Source organism: Stenotrophomonas sp. GW821-FHT01H02A (assembly GCF_059422145.1).
The window spans coordinates 98689-115269 of the sequence record NZ_JBWKWI010000002.1 but is presented as its reverse complement, the minus strand read 5'-3'; the positions used below and the strand labels follow the sequence as shown (position 1 = coordinate 115269).

The following is a 16581-nucleotide window of genomic DNA, read 5'->3' as shown; positions in this document are numbered from 1 at the left end:
CCCCGGGAACCGCCGGGGGGTGCCCGAGCATGGAAACGGTGAGCTAGACTGTCCGCCTTTGCGGCCCCCGGGCCGCCCTGAACGGAAGTAGCATCCCGCATGAGTTGGCTCAGCAAGTTGATGCCGTCTGGCATCCGCACCGACAACGTCCCCAGCAAGAAGCGCAGCGTCCCCGAGGGCCTGTGGGAGAAGTGCAGCAGCTGCGGCAGCGCGCTCTACCGTCCTGAGCTGGAAGAGAACCTGGAAGTCTGCCCCAAGTGTGGCCATCACATGGCCATCCGCGCGCGCGCGCGCCTGGCCGCGCTGTTCGATGCGGACAGCACCACCGAGATCGGTGCGCGCCTGGGACCGACGGACCTGCTCAAGTTCAAGGACCAGAAGAAGTACAGTGAGCGCATCAAGGCCTCGCAGAAGAACACCGGCGAGTACGACGCCCTGATCGCCATGCAGGGCCTGATGAAGGGGCGCCCGCTGGTCGCTTCGGCCTTCGATTTCGCCTTCATGGGCGGCTCGATGGGCTCGGTGGTCGGTGAGCGTTTCTCGCTGGCCGCTGAAAAGGCGCTGGAGATCGGTGCGCCCTACGTATGCTTCTCCGCCAGCGGCGGCGCACGCATGCAGGAAGGCCTGTTCTCGCTGATGCAGATGGCCAAGACCTCGGCCGCGCTGGGGCGCCTGCGCGATGCCGGGCTGCCGTACATCTCCGTGCTGACCCATCCGACCACCGGTGGCGTGTCGGCCTCGTTCGCGATGCTGGGCGACATCAACATCGCCGAGCCGCAGGCGCTGATCGGTTTCGCCGGCCCGCGCGTGATCGAGCAGACCGTGCGTGAAAAACTGCCGGAGGGCTTCCAGCGCTCGGAGTTCCTGCTCGAGCACGGCGCCATCGATCAGATCTGCGACCGCCGCGAAATGCGCGATCGCCTGTCGGAGATCCTGGCCATGCTGGCGCGCCAGCCGGCGCCCGCCCCGGATGCGGCCGCCTGATGTCGGCGCGCAAGTACTTCGGCACCGACGGTATTCGCGGCAAGGTCGGTGAGGGCGTCATCTCCGCCGATTTCGTGCTGCGCCTGGGCAACGCGCTGGGGCGCGCGCTGACCGAGCGCAACGGGCGCCGCCCGGTGGTGGTGATCGGCAAGGACACGCGCATCTCCGGCTATATGTTCGAAGCCGCGCTGGAGGCCGGGCTGGTCGCGGCCGGCGCGGACGTGCAGCTGCTCGGCCCGATGCCGACGCCGGCCGTGGCCTTCCTCACCCGCACCCTGGGTGCGGATGCGGGCATCGTGATCAGTGCGTCGCACAATCCGCACTATGACAACGGCATCAAATTCTTCTCCGCCGATGGCGAGAAGCTCGATGACGCCACCGAGCTGGCCCTGGAAGCAGCGCTCGATGCGCCGTTCACCACGGTCGAGTCCGAGCGGTTGGGCAAGGCGATGCGCGCACGCGATGCGGTCGGTCGCTACATCGAGTTCTGCAAGGCCAGCGTGCCGCGCGGGTTCGATCTGCGTGGCCTGAAGATCGTGCTCGACTGCGCGCACGGCGCCACCTACCACGTCGCCCCGCTGCTGTTCCGCGAGATGGGGGCCGAGGTGGTGAGCATCGGCGATGCGCCGAACGGCCTGAACATCAACGATGGCGTCGGCTCGATGCACATCGACAATCTGGCCGCGAAAGTGCGCGAGGTCGACGCTGATTTCGGCATCGCCTTCGATGGCGACGGCGACCGCGTGCTGATGGCCGATGACCAGGGCAATCCGGTCGATGGCGATGACCTGCTGTTCGTGCTGGCCCAGGCCTGGCAGCGCAATGGTCGCCTGCATGGACCGGTGGTCGGTACGCTGATGACCAACTTCGGCCTGGAGCAGGCCCTGGAACGGTTGAGCATCCCGTTCCAGCGCAGCAACGTCGGTGACCGCTACGTGCATCAGGCGCTGGTGGAAAACAACGGCGTGCTCGGTGGCGAAGCCTCCGGTCATCTGCTGTGCCTGGACCGCGCCACCACCGGTGATGCGATCGTCAGCGCGTTGCAGGTGCTGGAGGTGCTGCGTCGCGATGGCACGACCCTGCGCCAGGTGCTGTCGGTGCTCAACAAGGTGCCGCAGAAGACCGTCAACGTGCGTCTGCAGGGGGCTGCCAAGGCCACCGTACAGGCCGACAGCGTGCAGGCCGCGCTGGCGGCCGCGCAGCAGGCGGTGAAGGGGCGCGGCCGCGCGTTCCTGCGCCCGTCGGGCACCGAGCCGGTGGTGCGTGTCACCGTCGAGGCCGACAGTGCCGAACTGATGCAGTCCACGCTGGACAGCCTCTCGGCGGCGGTGAAGGCGGCGGCCGCGGCCTGAGCCGGGCGGTGAGCCGGAAACTGAAAACGCCCCGGGAAGCCGGGGCGTTTTCGTTGCAGCGGAGGCGACCTGTTACGGCCCCGCGACCATCTTCTTCTTCTTCGCCTTGAAGCGGTTGAACAGCGGCGCGATCAGCGGGTGGTAGCTGTAGGCGATGCGCTTGCGCAGCCAGCTGGCCGGACGGTTGCGGATCGCGAAACGGTAGATGTGTTCCGGGTCGCCACCGACCACGTTGCGGCCGAACGGATGGGTGGTATGCAGGTACTTGAAGCCCTGCGCCCGGGCGATCTGCACATAGTCCTCGTCGAAGTCGCCATACGGCCAGCACAGCGTGTCCGAGACCTCGCCCAGCTGCTGCTGCAGGACGTCGCGCGCCACCGAAAGGTCGCCGCTGATGCCCTGGCGCTTGTGCTCGCGGGAGATGTCCTGCTTGAGCCAGCGGGTATGCGTGTGCGTGTGGCAGTGCACTTCGAAGGTGCCCGCCGCGATCATCGCGCGCGCCTCGCTCCAGCGCATCATCACGTCGTCCGGACGGCTCTCGCGCAGGATCGCCGCCTCGCAGCCGCGATGGTCCGGCGTGGCGGGCAGGGTGGCGCTGGGCTGGCCCGCATGCGGGCGGACATCGCCTTCCCCCATCCAGCCGGTGACCACGAACACCACTGCGTGCATGCCGTACTTGGCCAGGATCGGGTGTGCATACACCCAGTTGTCCAGGTAGCCGTCATCGAAGGTGATCACGATCGACTTGGCCGGTGTCGGCTTGCCTGCGAGGAACCCGGCGTACTGGTCCAGCGTCAACGAGGTCCAGCCATTGGCCGCCAGCCAGGCGATCTGGCTCTCGAAGTTCTCGGGAGAGACCGTGATCATCCCCGGCGAGGGGGAGACATGGTGGTGCATCAGCACCGGGACGGATCTAGCGTTTGCCATGGCCCAGTTCCTTCAACCACTGGTGGTAATAGTGTTCGGTCGCTTCAGTGTGACCGGTCGGGGTGAAGCGGTGTGCGCTGCGCATCCATTCCCAGCCGGCCAGGCCCATCTGCTGGCGGCGGTCGGGCTGTTCGATCAAGGTGCGCAGTGCGTTGGTCAGCGCGGCCTGGTCGCCCAGCGGGGCAAGCAGGGCATTGCTGCCTTCCACCACCATTTCGGGCACGCCGCCCACGCGCGTGGCCACGATCGGCACGCCCACGTAAGCGGCCTCCAGGAACACCGTGCCGGCGGCTTCCTTGTGCGTGGCGAGGGCGAAGATATCGAAGCCGGTCATCAGCCGGCAAGCGCCCTGGCGGTAGCCGAGCAGATGCACCTGTGCGGCGATGCCCAGCTGCGCGCGCAGGGCCAGCAGGCGATCCATCACCGGCTGGCCGTCACCCACGATCACCAGCTGCACGCGCGGATCGGCACGGCACAGCGGTGCCATGGCCTGCACCAGTTCCAGATGACCCTTGGGCTCGCGCAGCACGGCAACGCAGCCCACCACGATCTGGTCGTCGCTGAAGCCCAGCTCGGCGCGCACTTCCGCACGGGTGTCCTGCAGGCACTGCCAGGGGTCGCGCTTGGCGATCTGCGACCACTGCGGCGGCACCGCGATCGGTGGCACGATGCCCACATGCGCATCGGCGATGCCGCGGCCGACCATCAGCTTCTTCACGAAGCTGCTCACGGTCATCACGCGGTGGGGCAGGCCGGTATACGTCAGCAGTGAGTTGATCGGACTCATCAGGTGGCGCGAGCGCACTACCAGCGGCGTGCCGCCCAGGCGGGCACCGGCGGCCGCGATCAGGCTGTCGCGGCGGCTGGTGGTGTTGACCACGTCATAGCGCTGGCGGCGCACCAGGCGTGAGACCGACCAGATCCCGCGCAGCAGCCGCAGCAGGCCGCCCATCTTGAGCGAGTGAACGGTGAAGCCGGCTTCGCGCGCCATCTCGCCCAGCCGGGCACCGGGCTGGCACAGCAGCGACACGTCATGGCCGCGATCGCGCATCGCCAGCATGTGGCGGTAGATGTAGATCTCCTGTCCGCCAAATCCCTTGGCAGCCTCGGTATGGAGAATTTTCAGTGGAGCGTTCATCGGTGGACAGTCCATGTGTGGAAACGCGCCCGCGGCATGCACGGGCGGCCGTCGTCATTGCCTGCGGGACTGCGCCGGCGCATCCCATGCGCTGTGCGGTGCCGTGGGTGGGAGGTGATGCGGGTGCATTGGACACGGGCGCGCCCCTGTCGGCGTGAGCCAGCGCAACGCCATGGGCGATGAGGGGGAGGGCAGGGCATCCATCAGGCGGACCGGGCGACGCAAGGAGTAGAGGGGGCGGCGCATGGGCACCACCGTTGGCCCGTTCTGGCCGTCTGGGCGCGCGCATTGTATCGGTTTGTATCAATGTATCGGTGGCGGGGTTGGCTCGATCTGGCACAATGTTCAGCCGGGCCACAGCTGGCCCACCGACCACCATGAACAAGCAGGAATCGCTGTGAGCCAGATCCCCACCCTCGACATCACCCGTTTCGACACCGACCGCGATGCGTTCGTGGCTGAGCTGGGTGCGGCCTACCGCGAATGGGGCTTTGCTGGCATCCGCAACCACGGCATTCCGCAGGCTGACATCGACGCCGCCTATGAGGTCTTCAAGGCCTTCTTCGCGCTGCCGGAAGAGACCAAGCGCCAGTACCACGTGCCGGGCAGCGGTGGCGCGCGTGGTTACACGGCCTTCGGCGTGGAGACCGCCAAGGGCTCGCAGCACTTTGATCTGAAAGAGTTCTGGCACATCGGCCGGGAGATCCCGGACGACTCCCCGTACCGTGACGTGATGGCCCCCAACCTGTGGCCGAGTGAGGTCCCGGGCTTCCGTGAGCGCGGCTACGGGATCTACCAGGCGCTGGACGCACTGGGCTCGCGGGTGCTGTCGGCGCTGGCGCTGCACATCGGTCTGCCGGAGGACTTCTTCGCCGACAAGACCAACCACGGCAATTCCATCCTGCGCCCGATCCATTACCCGCCGATCACCGCCGAAAACATCCCGAACGTGCGCGCCGGTGCCCATGGCGACATCAACTTCATCACCCTGCTGGTCGGTGCCAGCGCGGCCGGCCTGGAAGTCCAGTCGCACGAGGGCAAGTGGGTGCCCTTCACCTCGGACGCTGACACCATCGTGGTCAACATCGGCGACATGCTGCAGCGCCTGACCAACCACGTGTACCCGTCCACGATCCACCGCGTGGTGAATCCCCCGGGCGAGCAGGCGCGCCAACCGCGCTACTCGGTGCCGTTCTTCCTGCACCCGAACCCGGATTTCCTGATCGACGTGCTGCCGACCTGCATCACCCCGGAAAACCCGAGCCGCTACCCGGAGCCGATCACCGCCCACGGCTTCCTGGAAGAGCGCCTGCGCGAGATCAAGCTGAAATAAGCCACGAAGGCCGCCGAAAGGCGGCCTTCTTCATTCCAGTAGTGCCGGCCGCTGGCCGGCTCCAGACATACTGGCCCTGCTGCATTCAGCTATTCGCTGCTACGTGTTGGGCGATCGCTGCCATGCCCAGCCGGGACGCGCCGTAAACCCATCCCTGGGGGCTCGACGGGCGCCATCCTTGGCGCCCGACGGTCCCGGCTGGGCACGGCAGCGCTCGCCCCCTAGAGATTTCTCGCCGGAGGGCAAGGGCAGGGTCAGTGCCCCGACCCACCGCGTCCTAGTCGTGCCATGCAAGCCGACCCACTGTCAGAGGGTGGGCGTGGGTGGGTTGGCGGGACCGTTTTGCGCCATGGATGGCGCATAACGAGCCCCCATGGATGGGTTCACGGCGGGTCCCGCCAACCCACCCACGCCCGCCCAGCCCGGGCACGTCCACCGCCCCCGTCGCCCTTGCTTTTGACTTGCGCCCGCAGGGAAAAATAAATATCCAATTGAAATGTAAGCGTTTTCCCACCAACGTCATTTCGTTGCATCCGTTATCATGGCCGGCTGATACCCAAAGGAGCCCCGCCATGCGCCGCAAGATCGTCGCCGGTAACTGGAAGCTGCACGGCAGCCGCCAATTCGCCACCGACCTGGTCAGTGACCTGGTTGCCGACCTGCCGCTGCAGGGCGTCGAGGTCGTGGTCCTGCCGCCACTGCCGTACCTGGGCGAACTGGTCGAAGCCTTTGAAGGGCGCGCCGTCGCCTTCGGCTCCCAGGACGTCAGCAGCAACGAAAAGGGCGCCTACACCGGCGAAGTCTCGGCCACCATGCTGGCCGAAGTCGGCGCCCGCTATGGCCTGGTCGGCCACTCCGAACGCCGCCAGTACCACAGCGAGAGCAGCGAACTGGTCGCGCGCAAGTTCGCCGCCGCCCTGCATGCCGGCCTGACCCCGATCCTGTGCGTCGGCGAAACCCTCGAGCAGCGCGAAGCTGGCCAGACCGAGGCGGTCATCGCCGCCCAACTGGCCCCGGTCCTGGCGTTGGTCGGTGCCGCCGGCTTCGCCCAGGCCGTGGTCGCCTATGAACCGGTCTGGGCCATCGGCACCGGCCGGACCGCCTCCCAGGAGCAGGCCCAGCAGGTCCACGCGTTCATCCGTGGCGAAGTGGCCAAGCTCGATGCTAGAATTGCGGATTCACTGTCGATCCTCTATGGCGGCAGCGTGAAGCCCGACAACGCCGCGGAACTGTTCGCACAGCCCGATGTCGATGGTGGGCTGGTGGGCGGCGCCTCGCTGGTGGCCGCGGACTTCCTTGCCATCGCTGCCGCGGCGGCGGGGCGCTAATTAGTTACGTTGTCGGCGCAACCGCCGGCACGACATGTCCGAGGACGGATTCGAAATGCTGATGTTGATCCTCAATGTGGTCTACGTGCTGGTCGCAGTGGCCATGATCGCGCTCATCCTGATGCAGCGTGGTTCCGGCGCGGCCGCGGGGTCGGGTTTCGGTGCCGGCGCCTCGGGCACCGTGTTCGGCGCGCGTGGCGCGTCCAACTTCCTGTCCAAGTCGACCAAGTGGCTGGCCGTGGTGTTCTTCGGCATCAGCCTCTTCATGGCCTGGTACGCCAGCCATGGCTCGCGCCCGGCGGCACAGCAGGACCTCGGCCTGATGTCGGCGCCGGCCGCCACTGCGCCGGCCGCACCGGCAGGTGAGCTTCCGGCCGTGCCGAAGGCCCCGGAAACCCCGGTGCAGCAGCCTGTTCCGTCGGCCACTGTGCCGGCTCAGGCAGAAACTCCGAAATCTGGTGAAGAAAAGCCTTCGGAAGGCACCCAGACTCGCTGAAGACGGTTACAATATGCGGCGCACTGGGGAACAACCGGTGCGATCGTAAGCCCAGGTGGCGGAATTGGTAGACGCACTACCTTGAGGTGGTAGCGACGAGAGTCGTAGGGGTTCGAGTCCCCTCTTGGGCACCATTTGTTTGTAAGCGGGTTCGTCTGGCGCGCAAAGCGCCAGGTAGCGGTATCCGTCCACTCCCCCATGCCAAAGCGCCTGCAGGCGCAGCGGCAGAGGCAAGAGAGAATCGCTGTGCTGGCCGAATATTTGCCGTCTCTGCTGTTTCTGATCGTTGCCACCGGTATCGGCGTTGCGCTGATGCTGGTTGGCCGATTCCTCGGTCCCCGACGTCCTGATCTTAAAAAGCTCTCGCCGTACGAATGCGGCTTCGAGGCTTTCGAGGACGCGCGCATGAAGTTCGATGTGCGCTACTACCTGATCGCGATTCAGTTCATCGTATTTGATCTGGAAATCATCTTCATCGTGCCGTGGACCCAGGTCTTCATGGAGCTGGGCGCACGTTCGCTGGTCACGATGGGCCTCTTCGTAGGCATGCTTTTCCTCGGTTTCATTTACGTCTGGAAGAAGGGAGCGCTGGAATGGGAGTAATTCAGACGCTCGACGGCCTGATGAACAACCCGGTCCCGGAAGGGCGGGTCGATGACATCCTGCGCCCCGAAGGCGACAACCCCCTGCTCGAAAAGGGCTACGTGACCACCAGCGTCGATGCGCTGTTGAATTGGGCGCGTACCGGTTCGATGTGGCCGATGACCTTTGGCCTGGCCTGCTGCGCAGTGGAAATGATGCACGCCGGCGCGGCGCGCCTGGATCTTGACCGTTACGGTGTGGTGTTCCGCCCGTCGCCGCGTCAGTCCGACGTGATGATCGTGGCCGGCACCCTGGTCAACAAGATGGCTCCGGCCCTGCGCAAGGTCTATGACCAGATGCCGGACCCGAAGTGGGTCATCTCGATGGGCAGCTGCGCCAACGGTGGCGGCTACTACCACTACTCCTATGCAGTAGTGCGTGGCTGTGACCGCGTGGTGCCGGTGGACATCTATGTCCCCGGCTGCCCACCTACCGCCGAAGCGCTGGTGTACGGGATCCTGCAGTTGCAGAAGAAGATCTGGCGTACGCAGACCATCGCCCGCTGACATCCCTCCTGACAAGAGCACGCCAAGCCCCCATGGCAGAGCAAGCACATTCCTTCATCGACCGACTTTCCGCACGTTTCGCAGGTGCGCAGGTCTTCGTGGTCGAACCCCGCGGCGAAGTGACGCTGGAAGTGCCCGCCGCTGACTGGCATGCCACCGCTCTGGCGCTGCGCGACGAATTCGGTGTCGAGCAGGCGGTTGACCTGTGCGGCCTGGATTATCTCGGCTACGGCAGCGACGAATGGGATACGGCCGACGTGTCGTCCCAGGGTTTCAGCCGTGGCGTCGAGGGCAAGTCCGTCGGTCGTTTCGCCTGGGGTGAATTCCCCACCCGCGAAACCAGCGATGGCGCCCAGCCGCAGCCGGTCCCGCTGCAGCGTTTCGCCGTGGTCGCCCAGCTGCGTTCCTACCAGCACAACCTCACGATGCGCATCCGCTGCTTTGCGCCGAACGAGGAACTGCCGGTGGTCGCCTCGCTGACCAATATCTGGCCGGGCCTGAACTGGTTCGAGCGCGAAGCGTTCGATCTGTTCGGCGTGATCTTCGAAGGTCACCCGGACCTGCGCCGGATCCTGACCGACTATGGCTTCGTCGGCCATCCGTTCCGCAAGGATTTCCCGCTGATCGGCAACGTCGAAGTGCGCTACGACGAAGAAAAACAGCGCGTCATCTATGAACCGGTGACCTCGGTCGAACCGCGTGTCGGCGTGCCGCGCGTGATCCGTGACGACGCCCGTTTCCAGACCGCTGCCGGTGAATCCGCGCAGTCGGAGGCAAGCAAGTGAGTGAATTCACCCAGGCCAGCCAGGCCTTTGCGAGCAACCCGGCCGAACTGCGCCAGGAAATCCGCAATTACACGATGAACTTCGGCCCGCAGCATCCGGCCGCGCACGGCGTGCTGCGCCTGATCCTGGAAATGGACGGCGAAACCATCATGCGTGCCGACCCCCACGTGGGCCTGCTGCACCGTGGTACCGAAAAGCTGGCCGAGTCCAAGCCCTTCAACCAGTCGATCGGCTACATGGATCGCCTGGATTACGTGTCGATGATGTGCAACGAGCACGCCTACGTCCGCGCGATCGAGACCCTGATGGGGATCGAGGCGCCGGAGCGTGCGCAGTACATCCGCACCATGTTCGACGAAATCACCCGCATCCTGAACCACCTGATGTGGCTGGGTTCCAACGCGCTCGATCTGGGCGCGATGGCGGTCATGCTGTACGCCTTCCGCGAACGCGAAGAGCTGATGGACTGCTACGAAGCGGTCTCCGGTGCGCGCATGCACGCGGCGTACTACCGTCCGGGCGGCGTCTACCGCGACCTGCCGGACCACATGCCCAAGTACAAGGAATCGCGCTGGCACAAGGGCAAGGCCCTGAAGAACCTCAACGCCTCGCGCGAAGGTTCGCTGCTGGACTTCCTGGAGAACTTCACCGTCGAGTTCCCCAAGCGCGTCGACGAGTACGAAACCCTGCTGACCGACAACCGTATCTGGAAGCAGCGTACGGTCGGCATCGGCGTGGTCACCCCGGAACTGGCCCATGCGTGGGGCATGACCGGCGTGATGCTGCGTGGCTCGGGCATTGCCTGGGATCTGCGCAAGAAGCAGCCGTATGCCAAGTACGACGCGGTCGAGTTCGACATCCCGCTCGGCAAGGAAGGTGACTGCTACGACCGTTACCTGTGCCGCGTGGCCGAGATGCGCGAATCCAACCGCATCATCAAGCAGTGCGTCGCCTGGCTGAAGGCCAACCCGGGTCCGGTCATGGTCAAGAACTTCAAGGTCGCGCCGCCCAGCCGCGAAGACATGAAGGACGACATGGAAGCGCTGATCCATCACTTCAAGCTGTTCAGTGAAGGCTACTGCGTCCCGGCCGGCGAAACCTACGCCGCCGTCGAAGCGCCCAAGGGCGAGTTCGGCTGCTACCTGATGTCCGATGGTGCCAACAAGCCGTTCCGCGTGCACCTGCGCGCGCCGGGCTTCGCCCATCTGTCCTCGATCGACTCGGTCGTGCGCGGGCACATGCTCGCCGACGTGGTGGCCATGATCGGCACCTACGATCTGGTGTTCGGTGAGGTGGACCGGTGATCGCATCCGCCTGCACGATGCCTGACACCCGCCGGCTGCTGCCGGCGCTGCAGGTTCTGGTTTTTAACGATTTCGTATTCGCTGAGGTCGGCCGATGAAGGCGACAGGTAATTTCGAGGCGGCGCGCGACGTCGACCCGATGGTGGTCTTGAGTGACAAGACCCGTGCGCACATCGATCACTGGCTGGCCAAGTTCCCGCCGGATCGCAAGCGCTCGGCTGTCCTGCAGGGCCTGCACGCCGCACAGGAACAGAATGCGGGCTGGCTGACCGACGAGCTGATCGCCGGCGTCGCCAAGTACCTGGACCTGCCGCCGGTGTGGGCCTACGAGGTCGCCAGCTTCTACTCGATGTTCGAACTGGAGAAGGTCGGCCGCCACAACGTCGCCTTCTGCACCAACATCAGCTGCTGGTTGAACGGTGCCGAAGATCTGGTCGCGCACGCCGAGAAAAAGCTCGGCTGCAAGACCGGTCAGTCCACCGCCGATGGCCGCATCTACCTCAAGCGCGAAGAAGAATGCCTGGCCGGTTGCGCCGGTGCGCCGATGATGGTCATCAATGGCCATTACCACGAGCGCCTGACCGTCGAGAAAGTCGACGAGCTGCTGGACGGGTTGGAGTAAGACATGGCACATCATCACGCACCCAGTGGTCCGGTCGGTCCCGCACCGTTGCCGCACCAGGTGGTCTACACCACGCTGCATTACGACACTCCGTGGTCGTATGAAAACTACCTCAAGACCGGTGGTTACGCCGCCCTGCGCAAGATCCTCGAAGAGAAGATCTCGCCGGAGCAGGTCATCGAGATGGTCAAGCAGTCCAACCTGCGCGGCCGTGGCGGCGCAGGCTTCCCGACCGGCCTGAAGTGGTCCTTCATGCCCAAGGGCACCATGCAGAAGTACATCCTGTGCAACTCGGATGAATCCGAGCCGGGGACCTGCAAGGACCGCGACATCCTGCGTTACAACCCGCATTCGGTGGTGGAGGGCATGGCGATCGCCTGCTACGCCACCGGCTCGACCGTGGGCTACAACTACCTGCGTGGCGAGTTCCACCACGAGCCGTTCGAGAACTTCGAGCAGGCCCTGGCCGACGCGTACGCGAACGGCTGGCTGGGCAAGGACATCCTTGGCAGCGGCGTGGACATCGACATCTACGGCGCGCTGGGCGCCGGCGCCTACATCTGCGGCGAAGAAACCGCGCTGATGGAATCGCTGGAAGGCAAGAAGGGCCAGCCGCGCTACAAGCCGCCGTTCCCGGCCAACTTCGGCCTGTACGGCAAGCCGTCGACGATCAACAACACCGAGACCTATGCCTCGGTGCCGGCGATCATCCGCAACGGTCCGGAGTGGTTCCAGGGCCTGAGCCTGACCAAGAACGGCGGCCCGAAGATCTTCTCGGTCTCCGGTTGCGTGCAGAAGGGCGGCAACTTCGAAGTGCCGCTGGGCACCACCTTCGACGACCTGCTGGAAATGGCCGGTGGCCTGAAGCCGGGCCGCACGCTCAAGGGCGCGGTCCCGGGCGGCGTCTCGATGCCGGTGCTGAAGGCCGATGAGCTCAAGGGCCTGCAGATGGACTACGACACCCTGCGTGCCCTGGGCACCGGTCTGGGGTCGGGTGCCATCGTGGTGCTGGATGACAGCGTCTGCTGCGTCAAGTTCGCCTGCCGCATCTCGCAGTTCTTCCACAAGGAATCCTGTGGGCAGTGCACCCCGTGCCGTGAAGGCACCGGCTGGATGCACCGCGTGCTGGAGCGCATCGTCGCCGGCAAGGCCACGATGGAAGACCTGCATCAGTTGAAGACGGTGGCCGGCCAGATCGAAGGCCACACCATCTGTGCGTTCGGTGAAGCGGCGGCATGGCCCATCCAGGGTTTCCTGCGCCAGTTCTGGGACGAATTCGAGTACTACATCGTCAACGGTCATTCGATGGTTGACGGCAAGAAGGTGGAGGCAGCCGCCGCATGAGCGCGCAACCCGTAAACCCGAGCGTGCCACCGGATCATGTGACCGTCGAAATCGACGGCCAGTCCCTGGTCGTGCCCAAGGGCTCGATGATCATCCAGGCCGCCGACAAGGCCGGCATTCCGATCCCGCGCTTCTGCTACCACGAGAAGCTGCCGATCGCCGCCAACTGCCGCATGTGCCTGGTCGACGTGGAAAAGTCGCCCAAGCCGGCACCGGCCTGCGCCACGCCGGTCATGGATGGCATGAAGGTCGCCACCCGCAGTGAAAAGGCGCTGAAGTTCCAGCGCTCGGTGATGGAATTCCTGCTGATCAACCATCCGCTGGACTGCCCGATCTGCGATCAGGGCGGCGAGTGCGAGCTGCAGGACGTTTCGCTGGGCTATGGCCGTTCGGTCAGTCGCTTCAACGAGCGCAAGCGCGTGGTGCCCGACGAGGACATCGGTCCGCTGGTCGCCACCGAAATGACCCGCTGCATCCAGTGCACCCGCTGCGTCCGCTTCACCGCCGACGTTGCCGGTACCTACGAGCTGGGTGGCATGTACCGCGGTGAAAACCTGCAGATCGGCACCTACGACGGCAAGCCGCTGACCACCGAGCTGTCCGGCAACGTCGTCGACGTCTGCCCGGTCGGCGCGCTGACCAACAAGGTGTTCCAGTTCCGCGCCCGTCCGTGGGAACTAACCGCACGCGAGTCGCTGGGTTACCACGACGCGATGGGCTCGAACCTGTTCCTGCACGTGCGTCGCGGCGAAGTGCTACGCGCGGTGCCGCGCGACAACGAAGCCGTCAACGAATGCTGGCTGTCCGATCGCGACCGCTATTCGCACCAGGGCCTGTACAGCGATGACCGTGCGGTCAAGCCGCTGCGCAAGGTCAATGGCGAGTGGAAGGAAGTGAGCTGGGCCGAAGGCCTGGCCGCCGCCAAGGAAATCTTTGCCGCGAACCAGGGCGACGACCTCGGCGTGCTGGTCCACCCGTCGGCCTCGAACGAGGAGGGCGCGCTGCTGGCCCGTCTCGCCACCGGCCTGGGCACCACCAACATCGATCACCGCATCAACAACCGCGACTTCTCCGACGCCGCCACCGCCGAAGTGTTCGGCCTGCCGCTGGCGGAGATCGAAGGCGCGGACAGCATCGTCGTGCTCGGCAGCAACATCCGCCACGAGCTGCCGCTGCTGCATGCCCGCCTGCGCAAGGCGCAGACCACGCGCAACGCGAAGATCCATGCCGTCAACCCGGTGGACTTCGATTTCGCGTTCAAGCTCGCCAGCAAGCAGATCGTCGCCCCCTCGGCCTTCATCGACGCACTGGGCAACGCCGAGCTGCGCGACGCGGTCAAGGGCGCCAACAACGCCGTGCTGATCGTCGGTGGCATCGCCGAAAACCACCCGCAGGCTGCCGCGATCCGCGCTGCCGCGCGTGATTTCGCCGCGGCGACCGGTGCCAAGCTGTGCCGCATCCCGCAGGGCGCCAATGCCGTGGGCCTGACCCGCGCCGGCGTGCTGCCGGCCGGCAAGGACGTCAACGCCATGCTCGCCCAGCCGCGCAAGGCCTATGCCCTGTATGGCATCGAGCCGGGCCTGGACTTCGCCGACGCCGCTGCTGCCCGCAAGGCACTGGCCGGCGCCCAGGTGGTGGCCTTCAGCCAGTTCGCCTGTGCCTCGACCCGCGATGTGGCCGACGTGATCCTGCCGATCGGCGCACTGCCGGAAGTGGATGCCACCCTGACCAACCTCGATGGTCGCGAGCAGTCGGCGCGTGCCGGCGGCAAGCTGCCGGGCGAGGCGCGTGAAGGCTGGCGCGTGCTGCGTGCACTGGGCGGCGAACTGTCGCTGGCCGGTTTCGAGTTCACCGACCTGGCCGGCCTGCGCGCCAGTCTGGCCCCGGTCAGCGTCAGCGTCTCGTCTTCGGCGGCCACGCCGGTGGCGGGCGAGGGCCTGGAAGTGACCTCGACCGCCGGGATCTACCGCACCGATGCGGTGGTCCGTCGTGCCCAGGCGCTGCAGTCGCATCCGCTCAACAACGCCCCGCGCATCGTGCTCAACGCCGACGACGCAGCCCGTCTGCAGTTGGTGGAAGGCCAGATGGCCAAGGTCGGTACCGATGCCGGCCGTGCCACCTTGCCGGTGGTGGTCGACGCCCGCGTTGCCGCTGGGTCGGTCTGGATTGAATCGGGCCACGGTGCAACCGCACCGCTGGGTGCCGCACGCGTAACGGTGGTGGCTGCATGAACGAATTGCTGTTGAACGCGGTCGACCCGCTGCACCAGTGGCTGCTGTCACTGGGCGACATCGGCGCGCTGCTCTGGATCATCCTGAAGATCCTGGTGATCGCCATGCCGGTGATCATCTCGGTGGCCTTCTACGTGGTCTGGGAGCGCAAGCTGATCGGCTGGATGCACGTGCGCCATGGCCCGATGTATGTCGGCATGGGCATCTTCCAGGCCTTCGCCGACGTCTTCAAACTGCTGTTCAAGGAAATCATCCAGCCGAGCAGCTCGCACAAGGCGATGTTCATCCTGGCGCCGCTGATCACGCTGGGCCCGGCATTCGCGGCCTGGTCGGTGATTCCCTTCGACGCCCGGATCGTGCTCTCCAACGCCAACGCCGGCCTGCTGTACCTGCTGGCGATGACCTCGCTGGGTGTGTACGGCATCATCCTGGCCGGTTGGGCCTCCAACTCGAAGTACGCGTTCCTGGGTGCCATGCGCGCCTCGGCGCAGATGATCAGCTACGAAATCGCGATGGGCTTTGCCCTGGTCGGCGTGATGATCGCATCGGGCAGCCTCAACCTGAGCAACATCGTGATGGCGCAGGCGGGCAACTCCGGTCTGTTCGACTGGTTCCTGCTGCCGCTGTTCCCGCTGTTCATCGTGTACTGGGTGTCCGGCGTCGCCGAAACCAACCGCGCGCCGTTCGACGTCGTGGAAGGTGAGTCGGAAATCGTGGCCGGCCACATGGTCGAATACTCCGGTGGTGCGTTCGCGCTGTTCTTCCTGGCCGAATACGCCAACATGATCCTGATCAGCTTCCTGATCTCGATCTTCTTCCTCGGTGGTTGGCTGAGCCCGCTCCAGGGTTGGATCACGGCAGACATCTCGCCGTGGATCGACTGGATCTGGAAGGGCGGCTGGCCGTGGCTGCTGCTGAAGGTGTTCTTCTTCGCCAGCTCCTACATCTGGTTCCGTGCCAGCTTCCCGCGCTTCCGTTACGACCAGATCATGCGTCTGGGCTGGAAGGTCTTCATCCCGCTCACCATCTTCTGGATTGCAGTGACGGCGTTGATGGTGTTTTACGGCGTGATCCAGAAGGGCGTCTAAGCGATGAACCGAATTACCCATTACTTCAAAAGCCTGCTGCTCCTTGAGCTGCTCGGTGGTCTGTGGCTGACCCTGAAGTACGCCTTCAAGCCCAAGTACACGCTGATGTACCCGATGGAGAAGTTCCCGCAGTCGCCGCGCTTCCGTGGCCTGCATGCGCTTCGCCGCTACCCCAACGGCGAGGAACGCTGCATCGCATGCAAATTGTGCGAAGCGGTGTGCCCGGCGCTGGCGATCACCATCGATTCGGCCAAGCGCGAGGACGGCACCCGCCGTACCACCCGTTACGACATCGATCTGTTCAAGTGCATCTTCTGCGGCTTCTGTGAAGAAAGCTGCCCGGTGGACTCGATCGTCGAGACCCACATTCTCGAGTACCACTTCGAGAACCGTGGCGAGAACATCGTTACCAAGCCGCAGCTGCTGGCCATCGGTGATCGGCTTGAAGCCGAGATCGCCGAGCGTCGCGCCGCCGATGCCGCTTTCCGCTGAGGTCGAATG

The 16581-nt window shown here is 65.4% G+C and carries 16 protein-coding genes and 1 tRNA gene; 15 read left to right on the top strand and 2 right to left on the bottom strand.

Going from position 1 to position 16581, the window contains the following annotated elements; genetic code table 11:
* The first annotated feature begins 99 nt into the window (after positions 1-99).
* Both accD and glmM read left to right on the top strand, forming a co-directional pair.
* Positions 100-984 carry an acetyl-CoA carboxylase, carboxyltransferase subunit beta gene (gene accD / locus AC07WC_RS03915; RefSeq protein WP_019182669.1) on the top strand — a complete coding sequence of 295 codons (885 nt, stop codon included), beginning with the start codon at positions 100-102 and terminating at the stop codon, positions 982-984.
* Positions 984-2336, top strand: a complete 1353-nt coding sequence (gene glmM / locus AC07WC_RS03910) for a phosphoglucosamine mutase (protein ID WP_495208846.1) — start codon at positions 984-986, stop codon at positions 2334-2336. Before accD ends, glmM begins: the two co-directional genes overlap by 1 nt.
* A gap of 72 nt (positions 2337-2408) precedes the next feature.
* Here the strand turns inward: glmM and AC07WC_RS03905 are convergent, their stop codons facing one another.
* Positions 2409-3263, bottom strand: a complete 855-nt coding sequence (locus AC07WC_RS03905) for a polysaccharide deacetylase family protein (protein WP_495208845.1) — start codon at positions 3261-3263, stop codon at positions 2409-2411.
* A complete protein-coding gene (locus AC07WC_RS03900; RefSeq protein WP_495208844.1) occupies positions 3250-4401 on the bottom strand; it encodes a glycosyltransferase family 4 protein in 1152 nt (383 codons plus the stop codon). Before AC07WC_RS03900 ends, AC07WC_RS03905 begins: the two co-directional genes overlap by 14 nt.
* A 397-nt stretch (positions 4402-4798) precedes the next feature.
* Here AC07WC_RS03900 and AC07WC_RS03895 point away from each other — a divergent pair, with 397 nt between their 5' ends.
* The 13 genes from AC07WC_RS03895 to nuoI all read left to right on the top strand — a co-directional run bounded on the left by AC07WC_RS03895 (position 4799) and on the right by nuoI (position 16572).
* Entirely contained in the window at positions 4799-5734 is a 936-nt protein-coding gene (locus AC07WC_RS03895) for an isopenicillin N synthase family dioxygenase (RefSeq protein ID WP_495208843.1), read from the top strand.
* A 572-nt stretch (positions 5735-6306) separates the two neighbouring features.
* A complete protein-coding gene (tpiA, locus tag AC07WC_RS03890; RefSeq protein WP_495208842.1) occupies positions 6307-7062 on the top strand; it encodes a triose-phosphate isomerase in 756 nt (251 codons plus the stop codon).
* 55 nt (positions 7063-7117) lie between these two features.
* Complete coding sequence (gene secG / locus AC07WC_RS03885; RefSeq protein WP_123730889.1) at positions 7118-7558, top strand: preprotein translocase subunit SecG; 441 nt, start codon at positions 7118-7120, stop codon at positions 7556-7558.
* A 49-nt stretch (positions 7559-7607) separates the two neighbouring features.
* Positions 7608-7692, top strand: a tRNA-Leu gene (locus AC07WC_RS03880).
* Between the two features lie 112 nt (positions 7693-7804).
* Positions 7805-8161, top strand: a complete 357-nt coding sequence (locus AC07WC_RS03875; RefSeq protein WP_026069699.1) for an NADH-quinone oxidoreductase subunit A — start codon at positions 7805-7807, stop codon at positions 8159-8161.
* Positions 8152-8706: a NuoB/complex I 20 kDa subunit family protein gene (locus AC07WC_RS03870; RefSeq protein ID WP_019182677.1), complete on the top strand. Its 555-nt coding sequence runs from the start codon at positions 8152-8154 to the stop codon at positions 8704-8706. The genes AC07WC_RS03875 and AC07WC_RS03870 overlap by 10 nt, the downstream gene beginning before the upstream one ends.
* A gap of 32 nt (positions 8707-8738) precedes the next feature.
* Positions 8739-9491 (top strand): NADH-quinone oxidoreductase subunit C, encoded by a 753-nt coding sequence (locus AC07WC_RS03865; RefSeq protein WP_495208841.1) that lies wholly within the window; start codon positions 8739-8741, stop codon positions 9489-9491.
* Positions 9488-10795, top strand: a complete 1308-nt coding sequence (locus AC07WC_RS03860; RefSeq protein WP_495208840.1) for an NADH-quinone oxidoreductase subunit D — start codon at positions 9488-9490, stop codon at positions 10793-10795. The genes AC07WC_RS03865 and AC07WC_RS03860 overlap by 4 nt, the downstream gene beginning before the upstream one ends.
* A gap of 94 nt (positions 10796-10889) precedes the next feature.
* Positions 10890-11417 carry an NADH-quinone oxidoreductase subunit NuoE gene (nuoE, locus tag AC07WC_RS03855; RefSeq protein ID WP_019182680.1) on the top strand — a complete coding sequence of 176 codons (528 nt, stop codon included), beginning with the start codon at positions 10890-10892 and terminating at the stop codon, positions 11415-11417.
* A 3-nt stretch (positions 11418-11420) separates the two neighbouring features.
* Positions 11421-12761 (top strand): NADH-quinone oxidoreductase subunit NuoF, encoded by a 1341-nt coding sequence (gene nuoF / locus AC07WC_RS03850; protein WP_088432520.1) that lies wholly within the window; start codon positions 11421-11423, stop codon positions 12759-12761.
* On the top strand, positions 12758-14992 hold the full coding sequence (gene nuoG, locus AC07WC_RS03845; RefSeq protein ID WP_495208839.1) for an NADH-quinone oxidoreductase subunit NuoG: 2235 nt from the start codon (positions 12758-12760) through the stop codon (positions 14990-14992). Before nuoF ends, nuoG begins: the two co-directional genes overlap by 4 nt.
* Positions 14989-16080: an NADH-quinone oxidoreductase subunit NuoH gene (nuoH, locus tag AC07WC_RS03840; protein WP_070470914.1), complete on the top strand. Its 1092-nt coding sequence runs from the start codon at positions 14989-14991 to the stop codon at positions 16078-16080. Before nuoG ends, nuoH begins: the two co-directional genes overlap by 4 nt.
* Positions 16081-16083: 3 nt before the next feature.
* Positions 16084-16572, top strand: a complete 489-nt coding sequence (gene nuoI / locus AC07WC_RS03835; protein WP_017355930.1) for an NADH-quinone oxidoreductase subunit NuoI — start codon at positions 16084-16086, stop codon at positions 16570-16572.
* Positions 16573-16581 lie beyond the last annotated feature (9 nt).

Coding starts and splice junctions, on each gene's coding strand:
- accD (WP_019182669.1), top strand. CDS start 100: ATGAGTTGGCTCAGCAAGTTGATGCCGTCTGGCATCCGCACCGACAAC.
- glmM (WP_495208846.1), top strand. CDS start 984: ATGTCGGCGCGCAAGTACTTCGGCACCGACGGTATTCGCGGCAAGGTC.
- AC07WC_RS03905 (WP_495208845.1), bottom strand. CDS start 3,263: ATGGCAAACGCTAGATCCGTCCCGGTGCTGATGCACCACCATGTCTCC.
- AC07WC_RS03900 (WP_495208844.1), bottom strand. CDS start 4,401: ATGAACGCTCCACTGAAAATTCTCCATACCGAGGCTGCCAAGGGATTT.
- tpiA (WP_495208842.1), top strand. CDS start 6,307: ATGCGCCGCAAGATCGTCGCCGGTAACTGGAAGCTGCACGGCAGCCGC.
- secG (WP_123730889.1), top strand. CDS start 7,118: ATGCTGATGTTGATCCTCAATGTGGTCTACGTGCTGGTCGCAGTGGCC.
- AC07WC_RS03870 (WP_019182677.1), top strand. CDS start 8,152: ATGGGAGTAATTCAGACGCTCGACGGCCTGATGAACAACCCGGTCCCG.
- AC07WC_RS03865 (WP_495208841.1), top strand. CDS start 8,739: ATGGCAGAGCAAGCACATTCCTTCATCGACCGACTTTCCGCACGTTTC.
- nuoE (WP_019182680.1), top strand. CDS start 10,890: ATGAAGGCGACAGGTAATTTCGAGGCGGCGCGCGACGTCGACCCGATG.
- nuoF (WP_088432520.1), top strand. CDS start 11,421: ATGGCACATCATCACGCACCCAGTGGTCCGGTCGGTCCCGCACCGTTG.
- nuoG (WP_495208839.1), top strand. CDS start 12,758: ATGAGCGCGCAACCCGTAAACCCGAGCGTGCCACCGGATCATGTGACC.
- nuoH (WP_070470914.1), top strand. CDS start 14,989: ATGAACGAATTGCTGTTGAACGCGGTCGACCCGCTGCACCAGTGGCTG.
- nuoI (WP_017355930.1), top strand. CDS start 16,084: ATGAACCGAATTACCCATTACTTCAAAAGCCTGCTGCTCCTTGAGCTG.